The following is a 12,456-nucleotide window of genomic DNA, read 5'->3' as shown; positions in this document are numbered from 1 at the left end:
GAACGCTCAGGCCTCGCCGGCCTCGAGCAGGTTCGCCGCGGCGCCGACGATCCGCGGGTCGGGCACGCCCACGACCTCCTCGTCCTTGTCGCCGTAGTCGAAGCGGCCCAGCACGGCGCGCATCGCCTCCACGCGGGCCCGCTTCTTGTCGTTGCTCTTCACCACCGTCCAGGGCGCCTGCTCGGTGTCGGTCTCCCGGAACATCGTGACCTTGGCCTCGGTGTAGTCGTCCCACCGGTCGAGGGAGGCCAGGTCCATCGGGCTGAGCTTCCACTGCCGCACCGGGTCGACCTGGCGGATGGTGAAGCGGGTGCGCTGCTCGTCGCGCGAGACGGAGAACCAGAACTTCACCAGGTCGATGCCGTCGTCCACGAGCATCCGCTCGAACGCGGGCGCCTGCCGCATGAACCGCTGGTACTCGTCCTCCGTGCAGAAGCCCATGACCCGCTCGACGCCGGCCCGGTTGTACCAGGACCGGTCGAAGAGCACGATCTCCCCCGCGGTCGGCAGGTGCTCCACGTACCGCTGGAAGTACCACTGCCCGCGCTCACGCTCGGTGGGCTTCTCCAGCGCCACCACCCGCGCCCCGCGCGGGTTCAGGTGCTCGGTGAAGCGCTTGATCGTCCCGCCCTTGCCGGCCGCGTCGCGCCCCTCGAAGACGATCACCAGCCGCCGGCCGGTCTCCTTGACCCAGCCCTGCAGCTTCAGCAGCTCTATCTGCTGGAGCCGCTTGTGCCACTCGTACTCCTTGCGCTCCATGCGGAAGTCGTACGGGTAGTTCTCGCGCCACGTCTCGACCGGACTGCCGTCCGGGCGGATCAGCACGGGGTCGTCCTGGTCGGTGTAGTCGACCTGCATCCCGGCGAGCAGATCCAGGTCCGCGGGGTGCGGGAGCGTCGTCATGTCGCCTCTCACCTCCGGGTCCGCGCGAACGCGCGTACGTCTGTCCCCACGGTAACGCCGCCCCCCCCCGCCACCCCGCCCCACGCCCGGGCGAACCCCGCGTGACGCCCCCCGGTACATCCGGCGTGCCCCCGGTGTGCTTCAAGATCACACGATGGGGGTGAAGCAGTGCCCCGGCCACAACCACAGCCGCGACCTCCGGGTTTATCCGGGCCCACCCCCGGAAGGAGCAATGCCGTGGTCATTGCGCACACCCTGCGGCTCGCCGCCACCACAGCGGCGGCCTGCGTACTCACCCTGGCGGGCCCCCAGCCGGCCCATGCCACGGCCGTGGGCACCACCCCCGTCTCCACCTTCGAGTACAGCATCGGCGGCGCCACCGTGAAGATCCCGACCGGCTGCGCGTTCACGCACATCGTGCGCGGCAGCGGCCGCCGGATCACCTACCAGAACGCGGGCGTCGACTGTGCGTTCGCGGCCGCCCTCACCCGGGGCTTCTGCAACTGGCGCATCGACTTCACGTACGCCGACACCAACAACCGGACGTACCGGACGTCCCCGGGGAAGACGCATGCCGAGTGCAAGATCGACCCCATGCGCAACAACGCACCCCAGACGCTGCCGCTCTACGGCAAGGCCTGCGCCCACCTGGTCGTCAACGGCACGCGTCGCGTCTCCCAGTGCCACTACGTCACGAAGTGAACGGGCCCACCATGGACGACGAGAACCAGCGGCAACGGCTCCGCCGAGTGGGGATCGCGGCCTTCGCCTCGGCGAGTGCCGTCACGCTCGCGTTCTTCGCCTTCTTCCCGGGTCTGCCCCACGTCGTCGACTGGGGCGCGGTCCTCGTGGCCCTCGGGCTGGGTGCGGGGGCCCGGCACGTCGCACGCGCGTGGGTGCGCAAACGGGAAGCCCGAGCGGACGGGACCGTCGGGTAAGGCCTCAGGGGTGGCAGCGGGGGAGGCCTTCGGGGCTGTAGCAGGGGAGGTGGCCGTGGGATCGGACGACGTCCTGGCCGGCGCCGCGGATCATGTAATTGAGGAAGCTCGCGGCGAGGGATCCGGTGGCGGGGCGGTCGTAGGTGTAGGCGTACTCGATCTCGGTGAAGGGGTAGCTGCTGTCGCCGATGGCGGCCGGGGTCGGGGTGCGGCCGTTGATGGCCAGGGGGTGCAGGCCGCGGGAGGCGGTGGCGGCGCGCAGTTCGCCGTAGCCGATGGCGCCGGGGAGGCGGGCGACGGTCGCCAGGACCTGGTCGGTGCTGTCCAGTTCGCAGCGGACGACCTTGTCCTCGGGGGAGTTGCGGGTGCGGCAGTCGCGTGAGGTGAACGCGGGCTCACCGTGGCCGCCGAGGAGGTGGCGGCGGAACAGGTCGCGGGTGCCGGAGTCGGCGTTGCGGCTGACGAGGAGGACGGGCAGCTCGGGGCCGCCCAGCTGGCTCCAGTTGACGACGGAGCCGTTGTATATGCGCCGTATCTGGCCGACCGTCAGGTCCCTTACGGGGACGTCGTCGTTGACGACCAGCGCGAAGGCGGAGACGGCGACCCGGTTCTCCTCCAGGCGCGGGTTGCCCTCCGGCTTGGGACCGTCGGAGAGGGCGAGGACGCCGGGGGCCCGGGAGTCGGTCAGTTCGCGGACGCCCTCGTTGCTGCCGTGCGCGTCGACCGTGATCCGCGCGTCGGGGCAGTCCTCGGCGTAGCGGCGGGCGAGCTCGCGCATCACCGGGGCGAAGGCCGTGGAGCCGGTGACGGTGAGCCGTCCGGTGGCGCAGCCGACGGGCGGCGGCGGGTCCTCGCGGACGACGATGATGGCGGCCAGGACCGTCACGCAGAGGGTGAGCAGGATCGTCAGCCACCGGGCGGCCCGGCTGAACAGCGGCGGTTTGGAGTCGACCGGCATGGCCTTGTTGGGCACCACCACGCCGTCGCGGATGCCGCCGGTGACCCGGACGCCGCCGCCGACGTGGCCGCCGGTGAGGAGCACGAGCAGCTTGAAGTGCTGGCCCCGGTTGAGGGGGACCCGGGGCAGGTGGATCACGTTGCCCTGGTGGCGTACGCCGCCGGTGTCCCCGGCGGGGGCGAAGTGGTCCATCAGCAGACCGGAGTCGGCCTCGGTGACGGCGACGCCGCGCACCGTGCGGCCCGCGAAGACGACGGTGAGCGCGCGGTCGTGGTCCCGGTTGGTGTAGTCGGTGTCGGTGATGGCCTCGCCGCCGTCGTTCTCGACGCGGATCAGGACCAGCGTGGCGTCCGACATGTCGGGGAGGTCGTTGAAGAGCCCGAGCCGTACGTTGGGGGCGCCGCCCCCGCCGTCCGGGTCGTCGCTGCCGATGGGGGTGTCCATCTGGACGCGGTAACCGATGCGCCGGCGGCGCGGGACGCGGCGTTCGTACCAGACCACCCCGACGGAGACGACCAGACCCAGCAGCGCGGTCAGCACCGCCACCACGTTGTCGGCGCTCAGCCAGTCGCCCACCTCTCGCCCCGCTCCCCGGTGATCTCTCCTGCAGTGCGGTCACCGTACGGCGCCTCCGGCGCGCCGGAGGCGCCTTCCCTGTCCCGCCGTCAGATGTTCGCCGGGCGTTTCCCGTCAGGCGCGGCGGATCCGGCGGACGCTCCAGTCGAAGCCGCCGCGGCACACCACGGCGCCGCTCGCGTCCCTGATCTCCGCGGCCGTCGCCAGCCGCGCCCGGTCGCCGTCCCCGGACAGCACGGTCCGCAGCGCGCGCCGCGCGGACCCGTCCAGCGCGCACGAGGCGACCAGCCGGCCGCGTGCCGGTGCGAGGAACTCGACGGTGGCCGCGGCACCGAGCGGCACCACGCCGTCGAACTCTGCGGGGGCCTCGACCGCGGCGATCACCGCGGCCAGCCCCGCCGCGTCGAGGAGCGCGATCAGCCCGCTGGAGTGCAGGCTGCCGATCACGTTGGTCAGCCCGTACGGGGTGTCCAGCGCCACCTCGGCGGCGCAGTCCCCGGCCCGCAGCACCTGGATCCCGGCGGTCCGGTGCGCCGGGACCGGCTCCAGGAGGGAACGCGCCAGCTCGGTGGCATCCATGCGCCCAGGCTCGCGCCCCCGGCCGACGCCCGCGTTACGGGGAACCGTCGCCCCGCCCAAGACCGGGGAGAGACACGCCCCGCGCCCCGGCACAGGAGGGGAACGCCCCTACCCGGCCCGTTCCGTTGCACAGGCGAAAGTTTGCACCGTACCAACAAGCACCGCCCGCGCTCAGGGAAATCGCGCAGGAGTACCGTCACGCCGCGTCGGGCCCTACGGTCCGGAAGCGCGTACGAATCCCGACCCTGGAGGCGCGATGAAGGCCAACCGGTTCACGGCGGGGACCGCCCTGGTCGCCGGAGCGCTGGTGTGCACGATCGCGGCGCTCGTGTACCCGGCGATGTCCGGTGCGAACGTCGCGGCGTCCTCCCCCGAGGCGCAGGCGGTGACCACCCCGTACGGCCCGCTGACCCCCCTCGACCGGGAGTTCGTCGTCAAGGTGCGGCTCGCCGGGCTGTGGGAGTTCCCCGCCGGGCAGATGGCCGAGCAGAAGGGCACGACGCAGGCGGTCAAGACCGCCGGACGGCACCTCATCGACGGGCACACCGCGCTGGACAGCGCCGACCGCACGGTGGCCGCCCAGCTCGGCATCCCGCTGCCCAACCAGCCCACCCCGCAGCAGATGGGCTTCCTCGGCACCCTGTCCTCCGCCTCCGGGGGCGACTTCGACAGCAAGCTCGCCAACATCCTGCGGCTGACCCACGGCCAGATCTTCAACACGATCGCCAAGGTCCGCTCCACCACCATGAACAGCCTCGTGCGGCAGCTGGCCGACCAGGCCAACGACACCGTGCTGGACCACATCACGGTCATGGAGCGGACCGGGCTGGTGGACTTCCCGACGATCGTCGCGCAGACCACCGCCAGCCCCACCACCGACCCCAAGGACCTGGTCGCGCCGACGCCCGTCCCCGGCGAGCCGACCCTCGTGGTCAACCCGTCGGCCGCGCCGCCGGCCACGGCCTCGGCGGCGCCGACCATCGGGTGACGGCCTACTCGCCGCCCTCCAGGTCGCCCTCCGTCTCCAGGAACGCCTGGCGGAGCTGCTCGACGACCTCCGGGTCCGGCTCGGCCCACATGCCGCGCGACTCCGCCTCCAGCAGCCGCTCCGCCATGCCGTGCAGCGCCCAGGGGTTGGCCTCCTGGAGAAAGGCCCGGTTCTCCGGGTCCAGGACGTAGGTGCGGGCCAGCTTGTCGTACATCCAGTCGGCTACGACGCCCGTCGTGGCGTCGTAGCCGAAGAGGTAGTCGACGGTGGCGGCCAGCTCGAAGGCGCCCTTGTAGCCGTGCCGGCGCATCGCCGCGATCCAGCGGGGGTTGACCACCCGGGCGCGGAAGACCCGGGAGGTCTCCTCGGTCAGGGTGCGGGTGCGCACCGTCTCCGGGCGGGTGGAGTCGCCGATGTACGCCTCGGGGGAACGGCCGGTCAGCGCGCGGACGGTGGCGACCATGCCGCCGTGGTACTGGTAGTAGTCGTCGGAGTCGGCGATGTCGTGCTCGCGGGTGTCGGTGTTCTTCGCCGCCACCGCGATCCGCCGGTAGGCGGTCTCCATCTCCTCCCGGGCCGGGCGCCCGTCGAGGCCCCGCCCGTACGCGTAACCGCCCCACACGGTGTAGACCTCGGCGAGGTCGGCGTCGCTGCGCCAGTCGCGGCTGTCGATCAGCTGCAGCAGGCCCGCGCCGTACGTCCCCGGGCGGGAGCCGAAGATGCGGGTGGTGGCGCGGCGTTCGTCGCCGTGCGCGGCGAGGTCGGCGCGGGTGTGGGCGCGCACGAAGTTGACCTCGTCCGGCTCGTCGAGGCCCGCGACGAGCCGCACCGCGTCGTCCAGCAGGCCCACCACGTGCGGGAACGCGTCCCGGAAGAAGCCGCTGATGCGCAGGGTGACGTCGACGCGCGGACGGCCCAGCTCCGCGGCCGGTACCGCCGCCACGCCGGTGACGCGGCGGGAGGCGTCGTCCCACACCGGCCGCACGCCCAGCAGCGCCAGCGCCTCGGCGACGTCGTCGCCCGCGGTGCGCATCGCGCTGGTGCCCCACAGCGACAGGCCCACCGACTGCGGCCAGCTGCCGTCGCCGTCCTCGCGGTAGCGGGCCAGCAGCGAGTCGGCGAGGGCCTGGCCGGTCTCCCAGGCGAGCCTGCTGGGCACCGCCTTGGGGTCGACGGAGTAGAAGTTGCGGCCGGTCGGCAGCACGTTGACCAGCCCGCGCAGCGGCGAGCCCGAGGGACCCGCGGGCACGGCACCGCCGTTCAGCGCGTGCACGACGGCCTCGGTCTCGTCCGTCGTACGGGCCAGCCGCGGCACAACCTGCCGGGCGGCGAAGTCCAGCACCCGGGCGACGTCCCCGGGCAGGCCCTGCGCGACCGCGGCGACGGACTCCGGCGCCCAGCCGGCGTCCTCCATGGCCTGCACCAGTGCGCGGGCCTGCTCCTCGGCGGCGTCCGCGGAGAGCCGGGTGGCCTTCGACTCGTCCAGGCCGAGGGCCTCCCGCAGCCCCGGCAGCGCGGCCGTACCGCCCCAGATCTGCCGGGCCCGCAGGATGGCCAGCACCAGGTTGACCCGCTCGGCGCCGGTGGGGGCCTGGCCCAGCACGTGCAGGCCGTCGCGGATCTGGGCGTCCTTGATCTCGCAGAGCCAGCCGTCGACGTGCAGCAGGAAGTCGTCGAACTCGGCGTCGTGCGGCCGGTCCTCCAGGCCCAGGTCGTGGTCGAGCTTGGCGGCCTGGATGAGCGTCCAGATCTGGGCGCGGACGGCGGGCAGCTTGGCCGGGTCCATGGACGCGATCGCGGCGTGCTCGTCGAGCAGTTGCTCCAGGCGCGCGATGTCGCCGTAGGAGTCGGCGCGGGCCATCGGCGGCACCAGGTGGTCGACGAGGGTGGCGTGGGCGCGGCGCTTGGCCTGGGTGCCCTCGCCGGGGTCGTTGACGAGGAACGGGTAGACCAGCGGCAGGTCGCCGAGGGCGGCGTCGGGGCCGCAGGCCGCGGACAGGGCCGCGTTCTTGCCGGGCAGCCACTCCAAGTTGCCGTGCTTGCCCAGGTGGATCATCGCGTCGGCGCCGAAGCCGCCGTCCGCCCGCGCCGTGGCGATCCAGCGGTAGGCGGCCAGGTAGTGGTGGGAGGGCGGCAGATCGGGGTCGTGGTAGATCGCGATCGGGTTCTCGCCGAAGCCGCGCGGCGGCTGGATGAGGATCAGCAGGTTGCCGCGGCGCAGCGCGGCCAGCACGATGTCGCCCTCGGGGTTGGTGCTGGTGTCGACGAACATCGCGCCGGGCGGCGGCCCCCAGCGCTCCGTCACCGCGTCCCGCAGCTCCTGCGGCAGCGCGCCGAACCAGCGGCGGTAGTCGGCGGCCGGGACGCGAACCGGGTTGGCGGCCAGTTGTTCCTCGGTCAGCCACTCCTGGTCGTGTCCGCCCGCGTCGATCAGGGCCCGGATCAGCTCGTCGCCGTCCCCGGAGACCAGGCCCGGGATCTCCTCCTCGGGCCCGAAGTCCCAGCCCTCCGCGCGCAGCCGGCGCAGCAGCGCGACCGCGCTGGCGGGGGTGTCGAGGCCCACCGCGTTGCCGATGCGGGAGTGCTTCGTCGGGTACGCGGACAGCACCAGCGCCAGCCGGCGCTCCGCGACCGGGATGTGCCGCAGCCGCGCGTGGCGGACGGCGATGCCCGCGACGCGGGCGGCGCGCTCGGCGTCGGGGGCGTAGACGGGCAGGCCGTCCGCGTCGATCTCCTTGAACGAGAACGGGACGGTGATCAGCCGGCCGTCGAACTCGGGGACGGCGACCTGCGTCGCGGCGTCCATCGGGGACAGGCCCTCGTCGCTGCCCTCCCACGTCTCGCGGGAGGAGGTCAGGCAGAGCGCCTGCAGCACCGGCACGTCCAGCGAGGCGATCGCGCCCGCGTCCCAGGCCTCCTCGTCGCCGCCCGCCGAGGCGTCGGCCGGCCGGGTGCCGCCGGCCGCGAGCACGGTGGTGACGACGGCGTCCACGTCCCGCAGGGCGTCGAGCAGTTCGGGCTCGGGGGCGCGCAGCGAGGCCACGTACAGCGGGAGCGCCCGGGCGCCGGCCTGCTCGATCGCGGCGCAGAGGGCCTCCACGAAGGCGGTGTTGCCGCTCATGTGGTGCGCCCGGTAGTAGAGGACGGCGACCAGCGGGCCGCCGGTCGCGGCGGCGGGGCGCTCCAGCCGGCCCCAGGAGGGGGCCGAGGTGGGGGGCTCGAAGCCGTGGCCGGTCAGCAGCACCGTGTCGGACAGGAAGCGGGCCAGCTGGGCCAGGTTGGCGGGGCCGCCGTGCGCGAGGTACGCGTGGGCCTCGGCCGCGATCCCGACGGGGACCGTGGACAGCTCCATCAGCTGGGCGTCCGGCGCCTGTTCACCGGTGAGCACCACCACCGGGCGCGGCCCCGCGAGCAGCGCGTCCAGGCCCACCTCCCAGGCGCGGCGGCCGCCGAGGAGCCGTACGACGACCAGGTCGGCGCCGTCGAGGAGAGCGGGCAGCTCGTCCTGCCGCAGCCGGGCGGGGTTGGCGAAGCGGATCGGGACGGGGCCGCCGGCGGCGTTCGCGGCGCGGGCGCTGAGCAGGTCGGTGTCGGAGGTCGACAGCAGCAGGATCACGTCGGACGTGCCTTCCTCGGGGTCCGCGCCCCGGGCCGGTGGAGGACGGCGGGAGTTCCTGGCTCCCGTGGCCCGGCGCTCACGCGCCGGCCCCGGTGACAGTGGCGGGACCGCACCGGAATCGCACCGGTTTCCTCCGCTGATGCCGTCGATGGCGTGGGCGCGGCTGGATGACCTGCCCGCCCAGCATAGTAAGGGGCTTCGGCGTCTCTTTCGGATCGATGTGGGGGACGGAACATTGCCGGACGCGTGCGGGCGCACCGGGTGCTGGGAGGTGCCCCGCCGCACAGCGCGCGGGCGGACGGCGACGGCGGCAGGCATCGGCGAACCGCAGCGACGCGGGCGGACGCGCGTACCGGGCAGGGCGATGCGGCCCAGGTGTCGTCGAACGGGCTCCGCCGGTCCGCGCTGGAAGGTGCCCGCGGTGCGGGGCGGGGCGGGGCGGGGCGGGGCGGAGAAGTGTCCTCGCAGTGTGGCGCTCGGACGCTTCGACAACGCAGCGTGGCAGCCCCAGCCGAGGGTTCGGGGAGGGCGTTCGACGCCACGGCCCAGGTCCGCGGGACGGGCCGGCGCCCGTCCCGGGGGCCCACGGTCCGGACGGCCCCGCTGACGGCCGCGGGTATGCTCGCGGCCATGCCGTCGCCCTCCGATCCCCCCGTGAGCGGCGCCTTCGCCGCAGCGACGGCGGGGCGCGGACGTGACGACGCCTGCCCCGGCGCGCTGCGCCTGCACGCCGCCGACGACGGCGGGCTGGCCCGCATCCGCATCCCCGGCGGTCTACTGACGATACGTCAGGCCGAGGCGCCGGCGGAGGCCGCCGACCGCCTCGGCGACGGGCGCATCGACCTCACCTCCCGCGGCAACCTCCAGGTGCGCGGACTGCGCGACCCCGGCGCGGGGACCGAGCTGGCGGCGCTGCTCGGCGAGGCCGGGCTGCTGCCCTCGTGGGCCCACGAGAGGGCCCGCAGCGTCGTCGCCTCGCCGCTCGCCGGACTCGACGGCCGCGGCCACGGCGACCTGCGCGGCTGGATACGGCGGTTGGACGCCCTGCTCTGCGCGAGCCCGGCCGCCGCCGGACTCTCCGGACGCTTCCTCTTCGCCCTCGACGACGGCCGCGGCGACACCGCCGCACTCGGCGCCGATGTGACATTGACCGCCAGGCCCGACGCCACCGCCGAACTCCGCCTCGCCGGGCGGCCCGTCGCGCGGGTGCCGGCCGGCGACGCCCCCCACTGGGCGGTGCGCGCCGCCGAGACCTTCCTCACGCTCGCCGCCGAACGCGGCGCCCGTGCCTGGCGGATCGCCGACATCGACCCGGACGGCACCGCCATCGCGGCGCGGCTGCGCGCCGAAGGCGCCCCGTCCGCCGGACCCTCGGCGGCCGTCGCGGGCGGACCGCCCCCGCTCGGCCTCGTCCCGCACCCCGGCGGAACCACCTGCGCGCTGTCCGTGGGCGTCCGCCTGGGCCGTCTCACCACCGGGGCGTGGCGGCTCCTCGCGGACGTCGCCCGGTCCGGCACCGGGGAACTGCGGGTCACCCCCTGGCGCGGTGTCGTCCTGCCGGGCCTGCCGCGCGCCGCCGCGCGGGAGGCGCCGGCCCGCCTGGCCGCGGCCGGCTTCCTGACCGGGGAGGACTCCCCGTGGCGCGGCGTCACCGCCTGCGCGGGACGCCCGGGATGCGCCAAGTCGCTCGCGGACGTACGCGCCGACGCCGGGGCCGCACTGCGCGACGCCGTCCCCGAGCCGGGACACCGCCTGCTGCCCGTGCACTTCTCCGGCTGCGACCGCCGCTGCGGCCACCCGGACGGCTCGTGGGTCGACGTGGTCGCCGGCGCCGACGGCCGCTACCGCGTCGCCACGGCGGGCACCACCTCCGCCACCACCGCCGCCACCACCGCCGCGGGCCTGCCCGCCGCCCTGGACACCGCCCGCCGCACCAGCACCCCACCACCCCCGAGGACGACGTGATCGAGTACGAGAAGGACGGACCGGAGATCTACCGTCAGTCCTTTGCCATCATCCGCGCCGAGGCGGAACTCGACGGTCTGCCGCCGGACGTGGCGCAGGTCGCCGTCCGCATGATCCACGCCTGCGGCATGACCGACCTCGTACGGGACCTGGCCTACAGCCCGTCGGTGGTCGCGGACGCCCGCGCCGCGCTGCGCGCCGGGGCGCCGATCCTCTGCGACGTGCAGATGGTCGCCAGTGGCGTCACCCGCAAACGGCTGCCCGCGGACAACGAGGTGGTCTGCACCCTCTCCGACCCCGCCGTCCCGGCCCTCGCCGCCGAACTCGGCACCACCCGCAGCGCCGCCGCCATGGAGCTGTGGCGGGACCGCCTGGAAGGCGCCGTCGTCGCCGTCGGCAACGCCCCGACCTCCCTGTTCCGGCTGCTGGAGATGGTCGAGGCGGGCGCACCGCGCCCCGCCGCGGTCATCGGCGTGCCCGTCGGCTTCGTCGGCGCCGCCGAGTCCAAGGACGCCCTGGCCGCGCACCCCTCCCGCCTGGAACACCTGGTGGTGCGGGGCCGGCGCGGCGGCAGCGCCCTGGCGGCCGCCGCCCTCAACGCCCTCGCGACCGAAAGCGAAATCGTTTGACTTTCTCCCCTCCTTGAAGGGAGGGGGTTCCTACGGCTCGCGCTGTAGGGGTTCCTGCTTCATCGCCAACTGCCCGCCCGGAGTTCTCCGTTGAGGTCTTACACCGGCTCCACAGGCCGACACCGTCAGTCCGACGGCCAGCAGGTTCTTCGCGGCGTTCACGTCCCGGTCGTGGGTCGTGCCGCAGTCACACGTCCAGGTGCGGACGTGCAGCGGCATCTTGTCCCGCAAGGCACCGCAGACGGAGCACAGCCTGGACGAGGGGAAGAAGCGATCCACCGCGATCACTTCCCGCCCGTACCATGTGGCCTTGTACTCCAGCATGCTCCGGAACTCGGCCCACGAAGCATCACTGATGGCGCGGGCCAGGCTCCGGTTCTTGACCATGCTGCGCACGGCCAGATCCTCGATCACGATCGTTTGGTTTTCACGAACGAGTCGGGTGGTCAGCTTGTGCAGCCCGTCACGGCGCCGGTCGGCGATGCGGGCGTGAATCTTGGCGACCTTCAGCCGAGCCTTGCGACGGTTGGCCCCGTCGCCCTTGGCCTTCTTCGCCAGACGCCGCTGCGCCAGGGCGAGCCGGGCGCGGTCGCGGCGTTCGTGCCGCGGGTTGGAAACCTTCTCCCCCGTGGACAGGGTCAGCAGGTGGTCCAGGCCAACATCAACGCCCACGGCGTTGCCGCCCGCGGGCAGCAGTGCAACGGATGGGTCCTCGCACAGCAGGGACACGTACCAGCGGCCCCCCGCATCCTGCGACACGGTCACGGTGGACGGCGACGCACCCTCGGGCAGCGGCCGGGACCACACGATGTCGAGGGGCTGCGCCATCTTCGCCAGGGTCAACCGGCCGTCCCGGAACCGGAACGCGCTGGTGGTGTATTCCGCCGACTTCCTCGACCTCTTCCGCGACTTCAAGCGCGGGTACTTGGTCCGCTTGGCGAAGAAGTTGGTGAACGCCGTCTGAAGGTGGCGCAGGGCCTGCTGGAGCGGGACGGAGGAGACGTCGTTGAGGTACGCCAGTTCCTCAGTCTTCTTCCAGGCCGTCAGCATCGCCGACGTCTGGTTGTAGTTCACCCGCTCCCGCCGCGTCCACGCCTCGGTGCGCGCTGCGAGGGCGAGGTTGTAGACCTTCCGCACGCAACCGAACGTGCGCGACAGCTCGGCTGCCTGCGCATCGGTCGGATAGAAGCGGTACTTGAACGCCCGCTTCACATGGGTGGCCTTCATTGCTCACACACTACTATGTCAGTTTGTGAGCCAACCAGTGGGGATGGGCCAGGGCCCGCCCTGGCGGCGAACCA

Annotated in this window: 10 protein-coding genes and 1 riboswitch; of the genes, 5 read left to right on the top strand and 5 right to left on the bottom strand. The window is 73.7% G+C overall.

The features are described from left to right. Positions 1-6: 6 nt before the first annotated feature. Positions 7-903, bottom strand: coding sequence for a polyphosphate kinase 2 (gene ppk2 / locus ACFZAU_RS10765; protein ID WP_500551864.1), 897 nt, complete (start codon positions 901-903; stop codon positions 7-9). Between the two features lie 237 nt (positions 904-1,140). Between ppk2 and ACFZAU_RS10760 the strand changes: the two genes are divergently transcribed. After that, positions 1,141-1,605, top strand: coding sequence for a hypothetical protein (locus ACFZAU_RS10760; protein ID WP_500551863.1), 465 nt, complete (start codon positions 1,141-1,143; stop codon positions 1,603-1,605). An 11-nt stretch (positions 1,606-1,616) separates the two neighbouring features. Beyond that, a complete protein-coding gene (locus ACFZAU_RS10755; protein WP_500551862.1) occupies positions 1,617-1,841 on the top strand; it encodes a hypothetical protein in 225 nt (74 codons plus the stop codon). Between the two features lie 4 nt (positions 1,842-1,845). Here the strand turns inward: ACFZAU_RS10755 and ACFZAU_RS10750 are convergent, their stop codons facing one another. Both ACFZAU_RS10750 and ACFZAU_RS10745 read right to left on the bottom strand, forming a co-directional pair. Then, a complete protein-coding gene (locus tag ACFZAU_RS10750) occupies positions 1,846-3,375 on the bottom strand; it encodes a PstS family phosphate ABC transporter substrate-binding protein (protein ID WP_500551861.1) in 1,530 nt (509 codons plus the stop codon). A 114-nt stretch (positions 3,376-3,489) separates the two neighbouring features. Continuing rightward, positions 3,490-3,954: a DUF4442 domain-containing protein gene (locus ACFZAU_RS10745; RefSeq protein ID WP_500551860.1), complete on the bottom strand. Its 465-nt coding sequence runs from the start codon at positions 3,952-3,954 to the stop codon at positions 3,490-3,492. 256 nt (positions 3,955-4,210) lie between these two features. Here ACFZAU_RS10745 and ACFZAU_RS10740 point away from each other — a divergent pair, with 256 nt between their 5' ends. Further along, entirely contained in the window at positions 4,211-4,942 is a 732-nt protein-coding gene (locus ACFZAU_RS10740; RefSeq protein ID WP_499599471.1) for a DUF4142 domain-containing protein, read from the top strand. Between the two features lie 4 nt (positions 4,943-4,946). On the opposite strand, the gene cobN is transcribed toward ACFZAU_RS10740, so the two are convergent. Next, positions 4,947-8,558 (bottom strand): cobaltochelatase subunit CobN, encoded by a 3,612-nt coding sequence (gene cobN, locus ACFZAU_RS10735; protein WP_500551859.1) that lies wholly within the window; start codon positions 8,556-8,558, stop codon positions 4,947-4,949. 52 nt (positions 8,559-8,610) lie between these two features. Beyond that, a riboswitch (cobalamin riboswitch) is annotated at positions 8,611-8,695 on the bottom strand. A gap of 496 nt (positions 8,696-9,191) precedes the next feature. Between cobN and cobG the strand changes: the two genes are divergently transcribed. Then, positions 9,192-10,526, top strand: a complete 1,335-nt coding sequence (gene cobG, locus ACFZAU_RS10730) for a precorrin-3B synthase (RefSeq protein WP_500551858.1) — start codon at positions 9,192-9,194, stop codon at positions 10,524-10,526. Further along, a complete protein-coding gene (locus ACFZAU_RS10725) occupies positions 10,523-11,155 on the top strand; it encodes a precorrin-8X methylmutase (protein ID WP_500464994.1) in 633 nt (210 codons plus the stop codon). Before cobG ends, ACFZAU_RS10725 begins: the two co-directional genes overlap by 4 nt. A gap of 30 nt (positions 11,156-11,185) precedes the next feature. On the opposite strand, the gene ACFZAU_RS10720 is transcribed toward ACFZAU_RS10725, so the two are convergent. Continuing rightward, the gene (locus ACFZAU_RS10720) at positions 11,186-12,382 is read right to left on the bottom strand and encodes an RNA-guided endonuclease InsQ/TnpB family protein (RefSeq protein WP_500551857.1); all 1,197 of its coding nucleotides are present in this window, start codon (positions 12,380-12,382) and stop codon (positions 11,186-11,188) included. Positions 12,383-12,456 lie beyond the last annotated feature (74 nt).

It is taken from the genome of Streptomyces sp. NPDC008238, from assembly GCF_042956445.1.
GTDB lineage: Bacteria > Actinomycetota > Actinomycetes > Streptomycetales > Streptomycetaceae > Actinacidiphila.
The sequence above is the reverse complement of the archived record's forward strand: the minus strand, read 5'-3'. Positions and strand labels throughout refer to the sequence as shown.